At 63.4% G+C, this 20841-nt stretch carries 17 protein-coding genes; 4 read left to right on the forward strand and 13 right to left on the reverse strand.

The window, feature by feature from the left end:
* Positions 1 to 44: 44 nt before the first annotated feature.
* Both H0485_RS04530 and kynU read right to left on the reverse strand, forming a co-directional pair.
* Positions 45 to 1160 carry a L,D-transpeptidase gene (locus tag H0485_RS04530; RefSeq protein WP_226934172.1) on the reverse strand — a complete coding sequence of 372 codons (1116 nt, stop codon included), beginning with the start codon at positions 1158 to 1160 and terminating at the stop codon, positions 45 to 47.
* Between the two features lie 307 nt (positions 1161 to 1467).
* Positions 1468 to 2718, reverse strand: a complete 1251-nt coding sequence (kynU, locus tag H0485_RS04535; RefSeq protein ID WP_226934302.1) for a kynureninase — start codon at positions 2716 to 2718, stop codon at positions 1468 to 1470.
* Between the two features lie 341 nt (positions 2719 to 3059).
* Between kynU and H0485_RS04540 the strand changes: the two genes are divergently transcribed.
* Both H0485_RS04540 and H0485_RS04545 read left to right on the forward strand, forming a co-directional pair.
* Positions 3060 to 4634, forward strand: a complete 1575-nt coding sequence (locus tag H0485_RS04540) for a Re/Si-specific NAD(P)(+) transhydrogenase subunit alpha (RefSeq protein WP_226934173.1) — start codon at positions 3060 to 3062, stop codon at positions 4632 to 4634.
* Positions 4635 to 4646: 12 nt separating this feature from the next.
* Complete coding sequence (locus H0485_RS04545) at positions 4647 to 6176, forward strand: NAD(P)(+) transhydrogenase (Re/Si-specific) subunit beta (RefSeq protein ID WP_226934174.1); 1530 nt, start codon at positions 4647 to 4649, stop codon at positions 6174 to 6176.
* 112 nt (positions 6177 to 6288) lie between these two features.
* Here H0485_RS04545 and H0485_RS04550 read toward each other — a convergent pair whose 3' ends face one another.
* From H0485_RS04550 to glpD, 9 genes are all read right to left on the reverse strand, one after another.
* The gene (locus tag H0485_RS04550; protein WP_226934175.1) at positions 6289 to 7422 is read right to left on the reverse strand and encodes an iron-containing alcohol dehydrogenase; all 1134 of its coding nucleotides are present in this window, start codon (positions 7420 to 7422) and stop codon (positions 6289 to 6291) included.
* A complete protein-coding gene (glpK, locus tag H0485_RS04555; RefSeq protein ID WP_226934176.1) occupies positions 7423 to 8907 on the reverse strand; it encodes a glycerol kinase GlpK in 1485 nt (494 codons plus the stop codon).
* A 125-nt stretch (positions 8908 to 9032) separates the two neighbouring features.
* Complete coding sequence (locus tag H0485_RS04560) at positions 9033 to 10754, reverse strand: ABC transporter substrate-binding protein (protein WP_226934177.1); 1722 nt, start codon at positions 10752 to 10754, stop codon at positions 9033 to 9035.
* Between the two features lie 97 nt (positions 10755 to 10851).
* Positions 10852 to 11253 carry a DUF2160 domain-containing protein gene (locus tag H0485_RS04565; protein ID WP_226934178.1) on the reverse strand — a complete coding sequence of 134 codons (402 nt, stop codon included), beginning with the start codon at positions 11251 to 11253 and terminating at the stop codon, positions 10852 to 10854.
* Positions 11254 to 11264: 11 nt separating this feature from the next.
* On the reverse strand, positions 11265 to 12068 hold the full coding sequence (locus H0485_RS04570; RefSeq protein WP_226934303.1) for a carbohydrate ABC transporter permease: 804 nt from the start codon (positions 12066 to 12068) through the stop codon (positions 11265 to 11267).
* Positions 12068 to 12943, reverse strand: coding sequence for a carbohydrate ABC transporter permease (locus tag H0485_RS04575; RefSeq protein WP_226934179.1), 876 nt, complete (start codon positions 12941 to 12943; stop codon positions 12068 to 12070). Before H0485_RS04575 ends, H0485_RS04570 begins: the two co-directional genes overlap by 1 nt.
* Before the next feature lie 3 nt (positions 12944 to 12946).
* Entirely contained in the window at positions 12947 to 14017 is a 1071-nt protein-coding gene (locus H0485_RS04580) for an ABC transporter ATP-binding protein (protein ID WP_226934180.1), read from the reverse strand.
* Position 14018: 1 nt separating this feature from the next.
* Entirely contained in the window at positions 14019 to 15122 is a 1104-nt protein-coding gene (locus H0485_RS04585) for an ABC transporter ATP-binding protein (protein WP_226934181.1), read from the reverse strand.
* Between the two features lie 24 nt (positions 15123 to 15146).
* Positions 15147 to 16739, reverse strand: a complete 1593-nt coding sequence (glpD, locus tag H0485_RS04590) for a glycerol-3-phosphate dehydrogenase (protein WP_226934182.1) — start codon at positions 16737 to 16739, stop codon at positions 15147 to 15149.
* A 327-nt stretch (positions 16740 to 17066) separates the two neighbouring features.
* Between glpD and H0485_RS04595 the strand changes: the two genes are divergently transcribed.
* Entirely contained in the window at positions 17067 to 17828 is a 762-nt protein-coding gene (locus H0485_RS04595; RefSeq protein ID WP_226934183.1) for a DeoR/GlpR family DNA-binding transcription regulator, read from the forward strand.
* Between the two features lie 85 nt (positions 17829 to 17913).
* On the opposite strand, the gene H0485_RS04600 is transcribed toward H0485_RS04595, so the two are convergent.
* Positions 17914 to 18723, reverse strand: a complete 810-nt coding sequence (locus H0485_RS04600) for an alpha/beta hydrolase (protein ID WP_226934184.1) — start codon at positions 18721 to 18723, stop codon at positions 17914 to 17916.
* A 276-nt stretch (positions 18724 to 18999) separates the two neighbouring features.
* Positions 19000 to 19566 carry an elongation factor P gene (gene efp, locus H0485_RS04605; RefSeq protein ID WP_226934185.1) on the reverse strand — a complete coding sequence of 189 codons (567 nt, stop codon included), beginning with the start codon at positions 19564 to 19566 and terminating at the stop codon, positions 19000 to 19002.
* A 117-nt stretch (positions 19567 to 19683) separates the two neighbouring features.
* On the opposite strand from efp, the gene epmA reads away from it, so the two are divergent.
* Positions 19684 to 20733 (forward strand): EF-P lysine aminoacylase EpmA, encoded by a 1050-nt coding sequence (gene epmA, locus H0485_RS04610; RefSeq protein ID WP_226934186.1) that lies wholly within the window; start codon positions 19684 to 19686, stop codon positions 20731 to 20733.
* The last annotated feature ends 108 nt before the right edge of the window (positions 20734 to 20841 follow it).

A 20841-nucleotide genomic window follows, 5' to 3' on the forward strand; every position in this document is an offset into this window, starting at 1 on the left:
AAAGGCCGCCCGGGGGCGGCCTTTTTTAGTGCGTTCACCGATGCTTACTCGGCGCTGTTGCCGATCGCTGAGGGGGCCGTGACCGCAGGCGGGGTCGCGGTTTCAGCCGGCGCGAACAAAGGGGCAGCCGGGGCAGTCGCCGCCGGAGCGGTGCTGGCCGGGGCAGTCGCTGCCGGGGCCGGGCTGGCCGGGGCATTTGCCGCCGGGACGGTGCTGGCCGGTGCGGTCGAAGGCGCGATCACCGTCTGGCCCGGGGCTGCCGGGGCGGTGTTGCTGCCTGCCGCCGGGGTTGCGCTCTCAGCTGCTGCCGGTGCGGCAGGCAGCGAGGGCCCGATCATGGGCCCGATCATGGGCGGTGTGACCGCCGGGGTCACGGCCGCCGGTTTCGGCTCGGCTTTTTTCTTCGGGGCCGGCGGCTTGGGAATGTTCAGACCTTTCGGCATTTCGCCGGAAGCGGTCAGAACGATGACTTTCTCACCGCCTTTGACCCGCTCATAAAGGTCCATCACATCCTGGTTGATCATCCGGAAGCAGCCCGAAGAGGCATTGCGGCCAATGGTCTTCCATTCCGGGGTGCCATGGATGCGGTAGCCGTAATCGCGGCCACCCGAGGTCAGATAGATCGCGCGCGAGCCCAGCGGGTTGGTCGGGCCTCCCGGCTGGCCATTGCGCCATTTCTCGAGGCTGGGTTTGCGGTCGATCATCTCGGAGGGCGGGGTCCAGGTCGGCCACTGACGCTTGTTTGAGACAATGGATTCACCCGACCACTGGAAGCCCTCGGCGCCGACCGAAATGCCATAGCGAATCGCTTTGCCATCGCCGAGCACATAATAAAGCAGCTTATAGCGCGGATCGATGATGATCGTGCCCGGCGGCTGATCGCTTTCATAGGCCACGACCTGGCGGCGGTGGCTTTCCGGGATCTGTTCGACCGGAACCGCCGGAATGGCAAATTTGCCATCTGAGCGCGCGGCATAGATCGTGGGATCGGTGGTGATCTCGGGCTGTTCTGCCAGCTGCGGCTGAACCAGCTGCTCGCCGGTCATTGTATCGACACAGGCCGAGAGCAGCAGGGCTGAAGTCAGAAGAGCGACCGGGGCTTTGGTCAAACTGCCGCGGAAATTTACAGTTGAAAGAGTGGCCAGGCTGGGAATTCGCATCCGGGGTCTCACATGTTCACAAACGATGGGCATCAGGACCCCGATCAGGGCCATTTTCCCGCTTTGGTTCAGTGCGCGACGCTAACGGAGAGGTCAAGGGGCGTCAAACTGTAGCAGCACGCTTTGAATGACAGGAGCGTGATGGCCAGGCTCTGGCGGTTTTGCCAGGAAAAACACTCAGGATCTGAGGGCGGCCGATGGCCTGAGGGCTGCCCCTGGCCCTGACCCGGGGGGCGGGGCATAGCCCTGTCCGGCGCCGTCCGGGCGCCGGGGCAAAACCCTTCGGGGCTTGCGGGGCAGCCGGGGCTCAGGTCACCGCGGCGCGGGTTTTATAGGCGGGATTGTCCCAGAGCCGTTCTGCCATCACCCGTGCAAGGATCGCAGTGGCGCGGCGGATATCGCTTTCATCAATATAAAGCGGGGTAAAGCCGAATCGCAGGATGTCCGGCGCGCGGAAATCACCGATCACCCCTTGGGCAATCAAAGCCTGCATGATCGCATAGCCCTCGGGATGGCGGAAGCTGACCTGGCTGCCACGGATCCCGGGATCACGCGGGCTGGCCAGCTCGAGTTCGGGGCAGGCGGCTTCGGTGTCGCGGATGAACTGTTCCTGCAAGGCGAGCGAGGCTTTGCGCAGATCCTCGGGATCGACCCCCTCCCAGACATCAAGCGCGGCATCGAGCGCGGCAAGGGCGAGGATCGGCGGCGTGCCGACCCGCATCCGCTCAATGCCCTGGCCGGGGCGGTAGTCGAGGTCAAAGGCAAAGGGTTTCTCATGCCCCATCCAGCCCGAAAGCCCCGGGCGCGCCTTTGCCTGATGGCGCGGGGCCACATAGATGAAGGCCGGACCGCCGGGGCCGGAATTGAGGTATTTATAGCTGCAGCCCACCGCAAAATCGGCGCCGTCGCGCGCCAGATGCACCGGGAAGGCCCCGGCCGAATGCGCCAGATCCCAGACCAGCAGCGCGCCTCTGGCATGGGCCAGCTGCGCCAGCGCCGCCATATCATGGCGCCGCCCGCTGCGGTAATCGGTCTCGGTCACCATCACCACGGCAACGCTTTCATCAATCGCGGCCGCAACTTCTTCCGGGGCCACGGTTTTCACCTCATAGCCCTTGCCAAGGCTGCGCGTCAGCCCGTCGGCAATATAGAGATCCGAGGGGAAATTGCCGGTATCGGACAGAATGACCCGGCGCCCGGGCACCAGTTCCAGCGCCGAGGACAGGGCCTGCCAGACCTTGATCGACAAAGTGTCGCCCATCACCACCGAGCCGGGCTCCGCCCCGATCAGCCTTGCGACCCGGTCACCGATCCGGCGCGGCATCTCCATCCAGCCGGCCTCATTCCAGCCCCGGATCAGCATCTGACCCCATTCCTCGCGCACCACTTTCGCCAGCCGCTCGGGCACCGCTTTCGGCAGGGGGCCAAGGGAATTGCCGTCGAGATAGATCACCCCTTCGGGCAGATCGAACATGGCTCTGGTCGCGGAAAAATCTGTCGCCACCCTGCGCTCTCCTGTATGATGCCCCGGGCTGAGAAAGGGGCTTTGCCAGACCATGCTCTGAAGCCGGGGCGGCGGCAAGATCGGCTGATCCGGCGCCGCCGGGCCAGGGCTGAACCAGGGGCGAAATCAGGGGCTGAACCAGGGGCGGGGGCCGGGCGGAGCCAAAAGTATGAGCCCCGGTTCATTCTGCAGTGCAGAAGCCGCTTTTGCGCTGCCAAATGCCGTAAACTGCTTGCACTTTTCGCGATCAGGGGGAATGTGAGCCCGCGCGGGCCATGCTCTCACTGTGAAAGAATGGCCCGGTAACTTCAGTGCCTTTGCAATTGCAGCATTGAAATTTTGTTGCGCGATGATATGCGGGCGGCAGCCGCAGTCAGGAATGGGGAGACAGCACGTTGAAAATCGGTGCGTTGAAAGAGGCCTTTGCGGGCGAGAACCGGGTGGCGATGACACCCGACTCGGCGCTTTTGCTCTCGAAGCTCGGGCATGAATGCCTGATCGAGACCGGAGCCGGCCAGGCGGCAGGCTTTACGGATGAGGCCTATGCGAAAGCAGGGGTGACGGTTCTGCCTTCGGCGAAAGCCCTGGCGGATGCCTCGGATGTGGTGGTGAAAGTGCGCGGGCCGGAACCGGCCGAGCTCGATCTGCTGCATGAGGGCGAGACGCTGATCTCGTTCTTCTGGCCGGCGCAGAACCCCGAGCTGCTCGAGCAGGCCAAGGCCAGAGGCGTGACCGCCGTGGCCATGGATATGGTGCCGCGCATCAGCCGTGCCCAGAAGATGGACGCCCTGTCCTCGATGGCCAATCTCGCGGGCTACCGTGCGGTGATCGAGGCGGCGAATAACTTCCCGCGCTTCTTCACCGGCCAGGTGACGGCAGCGGGTAAAGTGCCGCCGGCGAAAGTGCTGGTGGTCGGCGCCGGCGTTGCCGGTCTGGCAGCGATCGGGGCCAGCGTTTCGCTGGGCGCGATCACCTATGCCTTTGACGTGCGTCCGGAAGTGGCCGAGCAGATCAGTTCGATGGGCGCGGAATTCGTCTATCTTGATTTCGCCGAGACCCAGACCGATGGCGCGGCGACCGGCGGCTATGCCGCTCCGTCGAGCCCGGAATTCCGTGAAGCCCAGCTGAAGAAATTCCGCGAACTGGCGCCGGAGATTGACATCGTCATCACCACCGCGCTGATCCCGGGCCGTCCGGCGCCGAAACTCTGGACCGAGGATATGGTTCAGCTGATGAAGCGCGGCTCGGTCATCATCGACCTTGCGGCCGAGCGTGGCGGCAATTGCGATCTGACCGTTCCCGATGAGAAAATCGTCACCGCTAACGGCGTGACCGTGGTCGGCTATACCGATTTCCCGAGCCGTATGGCCACCCAGGCCTCGACGCTTTATGCCAATAACATCCGCCATATGCTGGCCGATCTGACCCCGGGCAAAGACGGGATCATCAACCATAATATGGAAGATGACGTCATCCGTGGCGCGACCGTGACCAAAGCGGGCGAGATCACCTTCCCGCCGCCGCCGCCGAAAATCGCGGCGATTGCCGCGCAAAAGCCGAAGGAAAAAGCCAAAGAGCTGACGCCTGAGGAAAAGCGCGCCGCTGAGACCGCCGCCTTTAAGGCGCAGACCCGCAACCAGTTCACGCTGCTCGGGGTTTCGGGCGCGGCTTTGCTGCTGGTGGGCCTCGTGGCTCCGGCCTCGTTCATGCAGCATTTCATCGTCTTCGTGCTGTCGTGCTTCGTTGGCTTCCAGATCATCTGGAATGTGGCGCATTCGCTGCATACGCCGCTGATGGCGATCACCAATGCGATCTCTTCGATCATCATCCTCGGCGCGCTGATGCAGATCGGCTCGGGCAACTGGCTGGTGATCATCCTCGCCGGGCTCTCGGTCTTTATGGCCGGTATCAATATCTTTGGGGGCTTCATGGTCACCCGGCGCATGCTCGCCATGTTCCAGAAGTCGTAAGGAGAGGGTCGCATGGAATACGGATTCACCACGGCCGCCTATGTTGTTTCGGCCGTTCTTCTGATCCTCTCGCTCGGCGGTCTGTCGGGCCAGGAAAGCGCGAAGCGCGCCGTCTGGTATGGCATTGTCGGCATGGGCCTGGCAGTGATTGCCACGCTGATCTCGAAAGACCTGACCCCTGGTTTCGCCGCCACCTCGCTGGCGCTGATCCTGGTGGGCGGGGCTATTGGCTGGGTCGTCGCGCAAAAAGTGCAGATGACCGAAATGCCGCAGCTGGTTGCCGCCATGCATTCGCTGGTCGGTCTGGTCGCGGTTTTCGTCGGCTTTAACACCCATATCGAACTGGCGGGCCTGGCCGAATTTATCGGTCTGGCGCAGAACCCCGAAGCCCTGCTGGAGCTGGCCTTTGGTGCGGCTGCCTCGGGCGATAATGCGGCGCTGGCCAATCTTGAGCGCATGGCCTCGGGCGAAAACCTCTCGGCTTTCGCACAGAAGCTGCTGCAGAAAACCCCGACCGAGATCAATATCCTGCGCGTTGAGACCTTCCTCGGCGTGTTCATCGGCGCGGTGACCTTCACCGGCTCGGTGATTGCTTTCGGCAAGCTGGCGGGCAAGGTCGATGGCAAGGCAAAGAAACTGCCGGGCGGCCATCTGCTCAATGCCGCTGCGGCGCTGATCTCGCTGGTGATGCTGGTGGTCTATCTGCAGACCGGTTCGGTCTGGCCGCTGGCGATCATGACCCTGGCCGCGCTCTTTATCGGCTATCACCTGATCATGGGCATCGGCGGCGCCGATATGCCGGTCGTGGTCTCGATGCTGAACAGCTATTCCGGCTGGGCGGCAGCGGCCATCGGCTTCTCGCTCGGCAATGACCTGCTGATCGTGGTCGGGGCGCTGGTCGGCTCTTCGGGTGCGATCCTGTCCTACATCATGTGTAAGGCAATGAACCGCTCCTTCATCTCGGTGATCCTCGGCGGCTTTGGTGGCAGCACCGGTCCGGCGATGGAAGTCACAGGCGAGCAGGTGGCGATTGATGCCGATGGCGTGGCCTCGGCGCTGAATGATGCTGACAGCATCATCATCGTGCCGGGCTATGGCATGGCGGTGGCTCAGGCGCAGCAATCGGTCAGCGAGCTGACCCGCAAGCTGCGCGCCAAAGGCAAGAATGTCCGCTTCGCGATCCACCCGGTCGCAGGCCGTCTGCCGGGCCATATGAATGTGCTGCTGGCCGAGGCCAAAGTGCCTTACGATATCGTGCTCGAGATGGATGAGATCAACGAAGACTTCCCGGAAACGGATGTCGTGATCATCATCGGCTCGAATGACATCGTGAACCCGGCCGCGCAGGAAGATCCGAACTCGCCCATCGCCGGTATGCCGGTGCTGGAAGTCTGGAAAGCGCGTCAGGTCTTCGTGTCGAAACGTGGTCAGGGCACCGGTTATTCGGGCATCGAGAACCCGCTGTTCTACAAAGACAATACCCGCATGTTCTATGGCGATGCGAAAAAGTCGGTGGATCAGCTGCTGCCGATGATCGACTGAGCCTCATGCACTGAGAAAGAAAAAGGCCGCGCTGCACAGCGCGGCCTTTTTTATGGTGAGAGGGCGGGGCGCTGCCCCGCACCCCGGGATATTTAAGGACAGATGAAAAGGTTCAGAGCGCTTTGCGCAGCACCTCTGTCAGCGTGCCGGCGCTCAGCGGCACCGGATTGCCCTTCATCGAGCTTGAGGCGGCGGAGGCTTCGGCGATGCTGGCAAGATCGGCCTCGCGGATGCCGTAGCTTGCCAGCCGGGGCAGGCCTGCGGCCCCGGCCCAGGCCGAGAGCTGCTCCGGGGCCTCAGCCTTTGCACAGCCGAGGGCATCGGCGAGGGTGGTGAACACCTCTTCCAGGCGCGGCGCGAACCTGGTGCCGGCGGTGGCGGCATAATTCGCGCGCAGAACCGGGCCGAGCAGCGCGCCGCAGATCGCGCCATGCGGTGCCGGGAAGCGCCCGCCGATCACCCCCGCCAGGCCATGCACCGCGCCAAGGCCGGCATTGGCCAGCGCAAGGCCGCCGGTCAGGCTGACATGGGCCATAGCGTCGCGCGCGGCCGGATCTTCGCGCTGCATCAGCGTGATCAGCGCCGGCAGGCCAGGGGAGAGTGCCGCGCGGGTGATCATCTCGCTATAGGGCGTCGCTTTCGCCGAAATGAAGGGCTCGATGACCTGGGTGATCGCATCAAGGCCCGAGGCCAGGGTCACACCAGGCGGGCTGCCATCGGTCAGAGCCGGGTCGATGATCGCCACCCGGGCCAGCATCGCAGGATCCCTCAGCGAGACCTTGCGGCCATGTTCCGGCACGCCGATCACCGCGTTTTTCGTCACCTCGGCCCCGGTGCCCGCCGTGGTCGGCACCGCGATCCAGGGCAGAGGCGGGGCCGAGAGCGGCAGGCCTTTGCCCACCACTTCGAGATGATCCATCGCGCCGCCCGGCGCCGGGATCAGCGCCGCCAGCGCCTTGCCGAGATCGAGCGCGGCGCCGCCGCCGATGGAGAGTACCCAGTCCGGGCGATGCGCACGGGCTACGGCAATTCCGGCCTCCAGCTCATCCAGAACCGGCTCCCCCGGGGCGGCGATACAAAGGATCTGGCAGTCCTGCAGCGCTTCGGTCAGCCAGGCGGCCCGGGAGGCGCTGGCACCATGGACGATCACGCCGCGCGGCCCATAAGCGCGGGCCAGCGCGGGGGCCTTGATTGCCTCGCCCCGGCCAAAGAAAATCCGGGCCGGGGCTTCGATTGAATATTGCATTTAAAATTCCATACAGGCGTTGATGGCCTTGCCCCAGCGGGCATATTTCTCCGCCCGGATAGCATCGCTCATCTCAGGGGTGAAGCGGCGTTCCAGCGCCCAGGAACGGGCAAATTCCTCGGGCCCGCCGGTCAGCCCGGCCTGCATTCCGGCGAGGAAGGCCGCGCCAAGCGCCGTGGTCTCGGTCACCACCGGGCGGTCGACCGGCTGGCCGAGGATGTCTGAGAGAAACTGCATCGCCCAGTCCGAAGCCACCATACCGCCATCGACGCGCAGCACCCCTTCACCCCGCGCGCCCATATCGGCGAGCATGGCTTCGAGCAGGTCACGGGTCTGATAGCCGACGCTTTCCAGCGCCGCGCGGGCGAATTCGGCAGGGCCGGAATTGCGCGTCAGGCCAAAGACCGCGCCGCGGCAATCGGGCCGCCAGTAGGGCGCGCCGAGCCCGGTAAAAGCGGGCACCAGGATCACGCCCTGGGCCTCTTCAGCCCTTTCGGCCAGCCCTTGGGTCTCCGAGGCCTGGCGGATGATCTGCAGCCCGTCGCGCAGCCATTGCACCACCGCGCCTGCGATGAAGATCGAGCCCTCCAGCGCATAGGTGGTTTCGCCCTTCAGCCGGTAGGCGATGGTCGAGAGCAGCCGGTTTTTCGAGGGGACAAATTCGCTGCCGGTGTTGAGCAGGGCAAAGCAGCCGGTGCCATAGGTTGATTTCATCATACCGGGCTGGAAACAGGCCTGACCGATGGCGGCGGCATGCTGATCGCCCGCCACGCCCAGAATGGGGATCTCAACCCCGAACAGATCGGCGCGGGTCATGCCAAACTGGTCAGCGCAGTCCTTCACCTCGGGCAGAACCGAGATCGGAATATCAAGCAGCCTGCACAGATCCGCATCCCATTCATTGTCGCGGATATTATAGAGCATGGTGCGCGAGGCATTGGTGGCATCGGTCACATGGGAGCGTCCGCCGGTCAGGTTCCAGATCAGCCAGCTGTCGACGGTGCCAAAGGCCAGCTCGCCCTTTTCGGCCCGGGCTCGCGCGCCCTCGACATGATCGAGCAGATATTTCAGCTTGGTGCCGGAAAAATAGGGGTCAAGCAGCAATCCGGTGCGCTCGGAAATCATCGCCTCCTGGCCATCCGCGCGCAGCTTTTCGCAATGAGCGGCGGTGCGGCGGTCCTGCCAGACAATGGCATTATGCAAGGGCTGGCCGGTCCTGCGGTCCCAGAGCAGTACGGTCTCGCGCTGATTGGTGATGCCGATAGCGGCAATCTGGCGCGCATTGACCCCTGCTTTCTCGATCGCCGCGCGGGCGGTGGCGGCGACCGAGGCCCAGAGATCGGCGGGGTCATGCTCGACCTGACCGGGCTGCGGGAAGATCTGCCGGAACTCCTCCTGGGCCGAGGCCACAGGTCTGAGCGCCGTATCAAACAGGATCGCGCGTGAGGAGGTGGTGCCCTGGTCAATGGCAAGGATGTAAGGCATGCGGCCCGCTCCGGTTATATGGCTTTGCTGCGGGGAGAGGGGCGGCGGCGGCCCCGGTCAGCAAGCCCAGGCTCTGACAAAAAACTGCGGGCAGATTGCGCTGCCCGCAGCCACAGTTCAAAGGCTTATTGCCAGGATTTGATCAGCTCATCATAGCTGATGGTTTCCGGCGCCGGATCCTCATTCTCCAGTTTTGCCACCGGCGAACCCTCGGCATCGAGCCATTCCTGGGGATCTTTCGGCTCGTTCAGTTTCGGGCCGATATCGCCCTGGACACCGGCGCGTTCCAGACGCTCCATCACCTTTTCCTGCTCGGCGCAAAGGGCATCAAGCGCTTCCTGCGGGGATTTTGCCCCCGACATGGCATCGCCGATATTCTGCCACCAGAGCTGGGCCAGTTTCGGATAATCCGGCACGTTGGTGCCAGTGGGCGACCAGGCGATGCGGGCGGGCGAGCGGTAGAATTCGACCAGACCGCCCAGTTCCGGCGCACGTTTGGTGAAGCTGTCGTGGTTGATCGAGCTCTGGCGCACGAAGGTCAGGCCGACATGCGATTTCTTCACATCGACGGTCTTCGAGCCGACGAACTGCGCATAGAGCCAGGCGGCGGCAGCGCGGTCATCGGGGGTCGATTTCATCAGCGTCCAGGAGCCCACATCCTGATAGCCAACCTTGGTGCCCTCAGACCAGTAGGCGCCATGCGGCGAGGGGGCCATGCGCCATTTCGGCGTGCCATCCTCATTCATCACCGGGGTGCCGGGCTTGACCATATCGGCGGTGAAGGTGGTGTACCAGAACATCTGCTGGGCGACATTGCCCTGGGCGGGGACCGGACCTGCCTCACCAAAGGTCATGCCCATGGCTTCCGGCGGGGTGTACTTCTGCAGCCATTCAATGGCCTTGGTCACCGCATAGACCGCCGCCGCATCATTGGTTGCGCCGCCCCGCGCCACGCAGGAGCCGACCGGACGCGAGTTTTCATCGACCCGGATGCCCCATTCATCGACCGGCAGACCATTCGGCGTGCCCTTATCGCCGCCCCCGGCCATCGAGAACCAGGCATCGGTATAACGCCAGCCGAGGCTGGGGTCTTTCTTGCCATAATCCATATTGCCGTAAACGCCCGTGGCCGGCCCGCCCATATAGGACATATCGCGGCCGGTGAAGAATTCGGCAATATCCTCATAGGCCGACCAGTTCAGCGGCACGCCCAGATCATAGCCATATTTCTCTTTGAAATCGGCCTGGGTTTTTGCGTCATTGAACCAGTCATAGCGGAACCAGTAGAGGTTGGCGAATTGCTGATCGGGCAGCTGATAGAGCTGGCCATCGGGGGCGGTGGTGAAATCGGTGCCGATGTAATCTTTCAGATCCAGCGTCGGCGAGGTGGCATCCTTGCCCGCACCTTCCATCCATTCGGTCAGCGAGCGCGCCTGCTTATAGCGCCAGTGGGTGCCGATCAGGTCGGAATCGTTGACATAGGCGTCATAGATATTCTCGCCCGACTGCATCTGGGTCTGCAGCTTCTCGACCACATCGCCCTCACCGATCAGATCATGGGTGATCTTGATGCCGGTGATGGCGGTGAAGGCCGGGGCCAGCACTTTGGATTCGTATTCATGGGTGGTGATGGTCTCGGAGACCACTTTGATTTCCATGCCGGCATAGGGTTTGGCGGCATCGATATACCATTGCATCTCGGCTTCCTGCTCGGCGCGCGACAGCGAGGAGAGCTCACCGATCTCGGTGTCGAGGAATTTTTTCGCCGCCTCAATATCGGCGAAAGCCGGAGCACCCAGCGCGATCAGCGCCAGAGCCATAGCTGTGGTGGACAGTCCAGGTTTCATTCAATCCTCCCATGGATTCAGATCTTATGGTTGGTGGTGTCACCCCGTCCTCGCCCGGGAGATCTCCTCCCCCCGTGCGGGCCGGGTTTCGTGCTGTTCAGACCCAGGCAAAAACCACGGCGGCCCAGATGAGACAGAGGATGAGGGCCCCCCAGACCGGGGGACCGGCAAAGAACAGCCAGATCAGCGCGATAAAGGCCGAGCCGAGCAGGCTGATGAACAGGCGGTCGCCGCGGGTGGTCTCGATCCGCAGCAAACCCCGGCGCGGGGTCTCGGGAAAGCGCAGCGCCAGCAGCGTCATGGTGATCAGAAGCGCGGCAATGCACCAGAAGAACAAAGCGACCGGGAAGGTCCAGGCCATCCAGTTGCCATCGCTCAGCTGGCCATAGATATTGGCCGCGCCGTCTTTTTGCGGCACCATGCTCCACAGCAATGCCAGCAGCGCCAGCATAAGAGCGGCAAAACCAGCCCCCGACAGGATAAAGTTTTTCTGCGTCATATCCGGCCCCCTCAGACCCGCCCGAGGGCAAAGCCCTTGGCGATGTGATTGCGCACAAACCAGATCACCAGCGCGCCGGGGATCAGGGTCAGCATCCCGGCCGCCGCCAGCACGCCCCAGTCCATGCCCGAGGCCGAGACGGTGCGGGTCATGATCGCGGCAATCGGCTTGGCATCAGTGGTGGTCAGGGTGCGCGACAAAAGCAGCTCGACCCAGGAGAACATGAAGCAGAAGAAGGCGGCGACCCCGATGCCATTGGCAATCAGCGGCATGAAGATGCGCAGGAAGAAGCGCGGGAAGGAATAGCCGTCGATATAGGCGGTCTCGTCGATCTCTTTCGGCACGCCGCGCATGAAGCCCTCAAGGATCCAGACCGCCAGCGGCACATTGAACAGGCAATGCGCCAAAGCCACCGCAATATGGGTATCGATCAGATTCATCGCCGAATAGAGCTGGAAGAAGGGCAGGGCGAAAACCGCAGGCGGTGCCATCCGGTTGGTCAGCAGCCAGAAGAACAGATGCTTATCGCCCAGAAAACGGTAGCGCGAGAAAGCATAGGCGGCGGGCAGAGCCACGGCGATCGAGATCACCGTATTCATCACCACATAGATCAGCGAATTCACATAGCCCATATACCAGCTCGGATCGCCGAGAATGGTCGCATAATTGCGCAGGGTCAGATCGCGCGGCCAGAGCGAGAAGCTGCCGGTGATCTCGGCATTGGTCTTCAGGCTCATATTCAGCAGCCAGTAGATCGGCACCAGCAGGAACAGAAGGTAAAGGGTCATCACGACCGCCGAGGATTTCATCCGCATCATTTCACCTCATCGCGGTCGAGACTGGTCATGACAGTGTAGAACACCCAGGAGATCAGCAGGATCACCAGGAAATACATCAGCGAGAAGGCGGCAGCGGGCCCGAGATCGAATTGTCCAGTGGCCATTTTCGCCAGATCGATTGACAGGAAAGTGGTCGCATTGCCCGGGCCACCGCCGGTGACGACGAAGGGCTCGGTATAGATCATGAAACTGTCCATGAAGCGCAAAAGCACCGCGATCAGCAGCACGCCCTTCATCTTGGGCAGCTCGATATAGCGAAACACCGCCCAGCGGCTGGCCTGGTCGATCTTCGCGGCCTGATAATAGGCCTGGGGGATCGATTGCAGCCCGGCAAAGCACAAAAGCGCCACCAGCGAGGTCCAGTGCCAGACATCCATCACGATGACGGTGATCCAGGCATCGAGCGGATCGGCGACATAATTGTAATCAATGCCAATCGCGGCAAGGCCACGGCCCAGCAGGCCGATATCGACCCGGCCAAAGATCTGCCAGATCGTGCCGACCACGTTAAAGGGGATCAGCAGCGGCAAAGCCATCAGCACAAGGCAGAGCGAGGACCAGAAGCCTTTGTTTTTCGGCATATTCAGCGCGATGAACACGCCCAGAGGCACCTCGATCGCCAGGATGATCGCCGAGAACATCACCTGCCGCCCCAAAGCGCCATGCAGGCGCTCGGAATGGATCATCTCGTCAAACCATTCCAGCCCGGCCCAGAAGAACTGGTTATTGCCGAACGTATCGTTGAAAGCATAGTTCACCACCGTCATCAGCGGGATCACCGCCGAGATGGCGACCAGCACCAGAACCGGGAGAACGAGGAACCAGGCCTTATTATTCCAGGGGTTTTCCATCGCTTAAACTCCTGTCGGCGCGAGGCGCCAGTCATCGGCATAGACATTGATCCGGCCCGGCTCGAAGCGCAGCTTCGGCTGATCGGGCAGGGCTTCGCCCTCATGCAAAATGGCATTGACCGGATGGCCCGCGACCTGACCGCGCAGAATGCGGTGGCGGCCGATATCCTCAACCCGGGTGACGCTGAGCGCCAGGCCCTCGGGCGCGAGGCGGACATATTCGGGCCGGATGCCGATCTGCAGCCGGCCCGGGGGAATGCCATAATCGGCGCCAAGCTCCAGGCTCTGATCGCCGATCCGGGCCTGATTGCCGCGCACCTCGGCCGGGAAAAGGTTCATCCCCGGCGAGCCGATGAAATAGCCGACAAAGGTATGGGCCGGGGTCTCGAACAGCTCTTCCGGCGTGCCCATCTGCACCACCCGGCCCTCATGCATGACCACCACCTTATCGGCAAAGGTCAGCGCCTCGGTCTGGTCATGGGTGACATAGATCATGGTATGGCCGAACTGGCGGTGCAGCTGTTTGAGCTGGGTGCGCAGCTCCCATTTCATATGCGGATCGATCACCGTCAGCGGCTCGTCAAACAAGATGGCATTGACATCCTCGCGCACCATGCCCCGGCCGAGCGAGATCTTTTGCTTGGCATCGGCAGTCAGCCCGCGTGCCTTGCGTTTCAGCATATGCTCCATGCCGATCATCTGACCGATTTTCTGAACGCGATCCGTGATATAGCCTGCGTCCTTGCCACGGTTTCGCAGCGGGAAAGCCAGGTTTTCGGCCACGGTCATCGTGTCATAGACCACCGGGAACTGGAACACCTGGGCGATATTGCGATCAGCCGTATCGGCCCTGGTGACATCGCGGTCGCCAAACAGCACCCGGCCATGCGAGGGGGTGACAAGGCCCGAAATGATATTGAGCAGCGTGGTCTTGCCGCAGCCCGAGGCCCCGAGCAGCGCATAGGCGCCGCCATCCTGCCAGATATGGGTCATCTGCTTGAGCGCGTAATCCGCGTCACCCGTTGGATTCTGGTGATAGGAATGTGCAAGATTTTCCAGCGTTATCATTGCCATATCAGGCGATCCTCTCGCTGCTGGCAAGCGTATAGCCGGCCGGGGCCACCATGGCACCCTCGGGGGTGAAGACATAGAGATGCGCCGGATCGATCCAGACCGGCAGGCTGGTGTCGCGTGCCAGAGAGTGGATGCCGCCGACCAGACCGACCCAGCGCTCCTCGCCATGGCTGAGATGGATGAAGGTTTCCGATCCGGTGATCTCGGTCACCTCAACCCGCGCGGAAAATGGCGCGGCGCCGGGCGAATGTTTCTGCAAAGCCATATGGTTGGCGCGGAAACCTGCGAGATATCTGCCATCGGGCAAGCCTGCCATCGGCGCGGTCGCCCGGGTGGCCACGGCGCTGCCGAGCCGGATCTGATCGCCCTGTTTCTCCAGCGCCATGAAATTCATCGGCGGATCCGAGAACACCCGGGCGGTGGTGGCGTCAACCGGATGGCGATAGACTTCGGCGGTGGGGCCGAATTGAGTGATCCGGCCCTCGCAGAGGGTTGCGGTATTGCCGCCCAGCAGCAGAGCCTCTTCCGGCTCGGTGGTTGCATAGACGAAGATCGCGCCGGAAGCTTCGAATATCTTTGGGATTTCGGCGCGCAGCTCTTCGCGGAGTTTATAGTCGAGATTGGCCAGCGGCTCATCAAGCAGCACCAGACCTGCGCCTTTGACCAGAGCGCGCGCCAGGGCACAGCGCTGCTGCTGCCCGCCCGAGAGCTCCAGCGGCCTGCGCTGCAGCATCGGCTCGAGCCGCAGCATGGCGGCAGTTTCGCGCACCTTGCGGTCGATCTCGGCTTTTGGCCGGCCCAGAATACGCAAAGGCGAGGCGATATTCTCATAGACCGTCAGGCCGGGGTAGTTGATGAACTGCTGATAAACCATGGCCACGCCACGCTTTTGCACTTTTACCCCGGTGACATCCTCGCCGTCATGAAAGACCCGGCCGCTGGTCGGCAGATCGAGACCGGCCATCAGCCGCATCAGCGTGGTTTTGCCCGAAAGTGTCGGGCCGAGCAGCACATTCATCGTGCCGCCCTCCAGCCGCAGATCGGTCGGATGGATATGGGGGCGACCGGCGACGCTCTTTCCCACAGCCTTCAGTTCCAGAACCATAATCCCTCCCAGAGCGCGACCGGTTCAGGCCGCGCTTGTTGTCGCTCCTTCGGCGCGGATCTGCACCATCGCGGTCTCAAGCGCTGCGACCTCATCCTCCGTCAGTCGCAGCCCCAGTTTTGTGCGGCGCCAGATCACATCCCCGGCGGTCCGGGCATATTCGCGCGTCATCAGCCAGCGCAGCTCAGCCATGCTCAGCGTGGCGCCGAAATCCTGACCCAGATCTCCGGCCCGGCGGGCCTCGCCCAGGATCTGCCGCGCCTCGGTGCCATAGGAGCGGATCAGCCGTCTGGCATGAAACGGCGTCAGGAACGGATAGTCACGCTGCAGCGCGCTGACCTCGGCGCCGTAGCCATCGGTGGCGAAATCCCCGCCCGGCAGCGCTGCTCCGGCGGTCCAGGGCGCGCGGGCGCCGGGGAAGAAGGGCAGCAGCTTTTCCAGCGCATGTTCGGCCAGGCGGCGATAGGTGGTGATCTTGCCGCCAAAGACATTGAGCAAAGGCGCGCCGTTCTGATCGAGCGAGAGCACATATTCGCGCGTCGCCGCCGTCGCGGATTTCGCCCCGTCATTATAGAGCGGGCGCACGCCGGAATAGCTCCAGACCACATCCTCCGGGCGGACCGGCTGGCGGAAATAGCGGCTGGCAAAGCTGCACAGATAATCGCGCTCGGCCTCGGTGCAGCGGGCCTCGCCCGGGGCGCCCTGATGATCCTGGTCGGTGGTGCCGATCAGGGTGAAATCCTCTTCATAGGGGATGGCGAAACAGATGCGCCCGTCCGGCCCCTGGAAGAAATAGCTGCGGTTGTGATCATAGAGCCGCCGCGTGACGATATGGCTGCCGCGCACCAGGCGCACCCCTTCGGTCGAGGGGATCTGCAGCGTGTCGCGGATGATCTGGCCCACCCAGGGGCCGCCGGCATTGACAAGGGCGCGGGCGCGGTAGTCGCGCGGGCCTGCAGCGCTTTCGGTGCTGATCACCCAGTGATCCGCCGCGCGCCTTGCGCCGGTGACGCGGGTCCGGGTCAGGATCTGCGCGCCTTTCGCCGCCGCGTCGCGGGCATTGAGCACCACCAGCCTGGCGTCCTGGACGCAGCAGTCGGAATATTCATAGGCCTTTTTCAGATAGGGCTTAAGCGCCTTGCCCGCCGGATCGTCCTGCAGATCCAGCCTGCTGGTCGCGGGCAGGATTTTGCGCCCGCCGAGATGATCATAGAGAAACAGCCCCAGCCGGATCAGCCAGGCGGGGCGGCTGCCCTTCAGCCAGGGCATACACAGCCCGAGCAGGCGCGAGGTCGGCGTGTCGCCCTCAAAGCGCATCGCCGGATCGAGCGGCAGCACAAAGCGCATCGGCCAGGCGATATGCGGCATGGCGCTGAGCAGAATCTCGCGTTCGGCCAGCGCCTCGCGCACAAGGCGGAATTCGAAATATTCGAGATAGCGCAGCCCGCCATGAAACAGCTTGGTCGAGGCAGAGGAGGTGGCCTGGGCCAGATCATCCTGCTCGGCGAGAATGACCGAAAGCCCGCGCCCGGCGGCGTCACGGGCAATGCCGCAGCCATTGATGCCGCCGCCAATGATGAAAAGATCTGCCGTTTCCGGCTGCATTTTCTCCTGCATCACTGGCCCTCCTTTCCCAGGTTCAGGCTGGGCTATCTCTGCGCGCAGGTCAATCATTTATTTTCGTTTTTTTTCGTTTTGCAAATAAACGAAATATTCCGCACCTGCGAAATGAGAGAACCGGCCTTATCAGGGGCTTAGTCCGCCGGCTTTGCGGCTGCGGCGCGAAACAGGGCACAGACCGGCGCAATCTCTGCTGCGACCTGCCGATGACAAGGCGCGCATTCCATGGCATGGACCGGGCAAAAGCGGGCAGGGTGGCGCAGAAACGATGCCGCTTTGCCCCGGAAGAAACCCGTCAGGGAAATGGCCAGGAGAGACCAGCATATGGCGCTCAGCTTTCGCCAAAGCGAAATATTGGAACTGGCCCGGGCCGAGGGCAAGGTGGTGGTCGAAGAGCTGGCGGTGCGCTTTGACGTGACCTTGCAGACCATCCGCCGTGATCTGGCCGAACTGGCCGAGGCAGGGCATCTTGACCGGGTGCATGGCGGCGCGGTGGCGCGCACCGGCGTCAGCAATATCGCCTGGGAGCGGCGGCGAGGAATGAATGAGGGGGCGAAGCTGGCGATTGCGCGCAGCTGCGCGGCGCTGATCCCGGATAATTCCTCGCTGATCCTGAATATCGGCACCACCACCGAAGCCGTGGCCCAGGCTTTGCTGCAGCATCGCAATCTGACTGTGGTCACCAATAATATGAATGTTGCCAATATCCTGGCGGCGAGCAGCACCTGTGAGGTGGTGCTGGCAGGCGGCACGTTGCGGCGCTCAGATTTTGGTCTGGTGGGCGAGCTGACCACGCAGTTTCTGGCGCAGTTCAAGGTCGATTTCGCAGTGATCGGCTGTTCGGCGGTAGATGAGGATGGCGATATCCTCGATTTCGATCTGGCCGAAGTGCGGGTCTCCAAGGCCATTCTGCGCCAGGCGCGGCAGAAATTTCTGGTCACCGACAGTTCAAAATTTGGCCGCTCGGCCCCGGCGCGGCTGGCCTCTCTGGTCGATCTGGATGCGGTCTTTACCGATCAGCCGCTCAGCCCGCGCCTGGCCGAGCTCTGCGCCGGATCCGGGACCGAGCTGCATCTGGCAGGCTGAGAAGGGGGCGCTGCCCCCCGGCCTGAAGCCGCGGCGCCGGAAGATCCGCAGCCGGGGAAATCCCGGGCGGCGCCGCCAGGCCTGGTTAATCGGCGAGCAGGGCGCTGATCAGCGCAGAATCCGGATCGCAGAGATCATCGACGACATCGAAATGATGTTTGCCCCCGGCGATGCTCCAGGGGCAGTTCCAGGTCTCGGCCAGCATCCGCGCCTGCCAGAAGAAGCCGGGCCGCTCCAGCCCGCCGATATGGATATGGGCCCGGGTGCCGGGGCAGAGCTGCTGACGCACCGGGCTTTCGGCTGCGGCTTCAGCCTCAGTCAGGCCGAGCGTCTGATTGGCCTTCAGCCCGAGCACCGGCCCCAGCTCGGCCAGTGGCGAGATCGGCAGGCAGCGGCTGAGGTTAAAGCCGAATTCAGTGGTCGCCAGCCGCGCCGCCAGATGGCCGCCCGCCGAATGGCCGCTGGCCACCAGCGGGCCGGTGTAGCTGGCTTTCAGGCTGCGGGTCAGCCGCGCCAGGCTTTCGGTGATGGTGCTGATCCGGACCTCGGGCGTGAGCGGATAAGAGGGCATCACCACCCGCCAGCCCCGCGCCAGCGCGCCCGCCGCCAGATGCGACCAGTCCTTGCGGCCAAAGGCCAGCCACCAGCCGCCATGGATCAGCAAAAGCGTACCCCGCGCCTCGCCCTCGGGGTGGAACAGGTCAAAGGCCTCACGCGGATGGCTGCCATAGCTCAGGTCACATTCGGCCCTCGCGCCAAGGCTGTCGCGAAAGGCCTGGGCGGCGGCCTGCCAGCGCGGCGGATAGAGCGCGGCCCCCGCGATGAAATCACCATTGGCGTAATCGCGGTCCGGATCGGGCCAGCAATAGGCGGGGGGCTGGAAAGCTGAGGTCACGGTTTTCTCACGCGGACAGAGGATGATCAGGTCTTACTGTTCTGCCCTGGCGCGGTGGTCTTTGCTATAGGCGGCAAGCGCCGCGACGGCGAAAGCCTGTGGCTGGTGAAAGCCTGTGGCTGGGCGCAAGGCCCTGGCCGCGCCCGGGCCCGCAGGCTGCGCGCCTCTGCTCCCCGGTCGCGAGGCGCCGGGCCGCTCTCAGAACGGCCCGTGAGATGCAAAAGGGCCCGGAACATGCTCCGGGCCCTGATCCTTCACTGCCGCACTTCGGACAGATCAGTCCTTGGCGCGCTCAACATAGCTGTTGTCATCGGTATTCATGACGATGCGGGTTTCCGGGCCGATATGGGCCGGAACCATGACGCGGATGCCGCTGGTGGTCAGTGCCGGCTTATAGGAGGAAGAGGCGGTCTGGCCTTTGACCACCGGTTCGGTCTCGGCGATCTCGACGGTGATCTTCTGCGGCACTTCGATGGCGATCGGCGCGCCTTCATAGGTCTTGACGTAGCAGCGCATGCCTTCGGTCAGATAGACCTTCAGATCGCCCATGACATCGGCGGTCACCACCACCTGGTCATAGCTTTCGGGCTGCATGAAGTGGAAGCCTTCGCTGTCTTCATAGAGGAAGTCATAGTCGCGCTCATCCACGGTGGCCTTTTCGACGCCATCGGTGGTTTTCCAGCGCTCCGAGACCTTCACCCCGTCCGAGATGCGGCGCATGTCGACCGAAGTGGTGGGCGTGCCTTTACCGGGGCGATAGGTTTCTGCCGAGAGAACAACGTAAAGCTTGCCGTCCAGTTCGACGACATTGCCTTTGCGAAGCGACGAGGCGATGACTTTCACGGGTGATGATCCTTTGATAAGCGGATGCGCCGGCTGCGGATCCCGGCGGGGATCGCGCTGGCGATTGCCGCGCCAGATAGCGCAAGCAGGGCAGGATTTCCAGCAGGAATGGCTGAGATGACAAGAAACGCTTCTGAAACCCCCTGGTGGCATCCATCCCGCCATGCTGACCGTCGCCCGGTCCTGCTGGCGCGGGGCCGGATTGCCAGCGCTTTGCGGCGCTGGTTTGAGGCTGAGGATTTCCTCGAGGTCGACCCTTCGGCCTTGCAGGTCAGCCCCGGCAATGAGGCGCATCTGCATGCCTTTCGCACCACTCTGATCGGCGAGGATGGCGCCGCGCGAGAGATGTATCTGCATACCTCGCCGGAATTTGCCATGAAACGGCTGCTGGCGGCGGGCGAGACCCGGATTTTCTCGCTGGGCCATGTCTGGCGCAACCGCGAGCGCGGCCAGCGGCACAGCCCCGAATTCACCATGCTCGAATGGTACCGGGTCGGCGCGGATTACACCCGGCTGATGGAGGATATCGCCGCCTGGGCGCAGCTGGCGGTTCAGGCCGCCGGAACCAGCATGCTGCGCAAGGGCGATCTGAGCTGCGATCCGGCGCTGCCCTTCGAGCGGCTTTCGGTGCTCGATGCCTTTGCCCGCTATGCCGGGATCGATCTGGCCGCCACGATGGATGCGCGCGGCGCGACCAGTGCCGCAGCGCTTGCGGCGCAGATGGATCACCAGGGCATTTCGCATATGGCGGGCGAGAGCTGGTCTGATCTGTTCAGCCGCATCCTCTCGGAGCGGGTCGAGCAGCATCTGGGGCAGGGCCGTCTGACCGTGCTCGACCTTTATCCGGCGGCCGAGGCGGCGCTGGCCCGCCGCGTGCCGGGGGATCCACGTCTGGCCGAGCGCTTTGAGGTCTATGCCTGCGGCGTCGAGCTGGCCAATGGCTTTGGCGAGCTGACCGATGCCGATGAGCAGCGTCTGCGCTTTCAGGAAGAAATGGCGATCAAGCGCGCCACCTATGGCGAGGACTATCCGATTGATGAGGATTTCCTTGCCGCTTTGCGGCTGATGCCGGATGCGGCGGGCTGTGCGCTTGGCTTTGACCGGCTGGTGATGCTGGCCACCGCCGCGCCGAGGGTCGAGGATGTGATCTGGGTGCCGGTCGGCTGAACGGCTTGCGAGGGGGCGGAGGCCGGGGCGAGCCCCAGCCCCCCAGTCCCTGGAGCCCGGTCCCCGGGCTCTGACCGCCTGACCGCATGGGACAGATGCAGAAGCGCC

Source organism: Pseudogemmobacter faecipullorum (genome assembly GCF_020539525.1).
Taxonomy (GTDB): domain Bacteria; phylum Pseudomonadota; class Alphaproteobacteria; order Rhodobacterales; family Rhodobacteraceae; genus Pseudogemmobacter; species Pseudogemmobacter faecipullorum.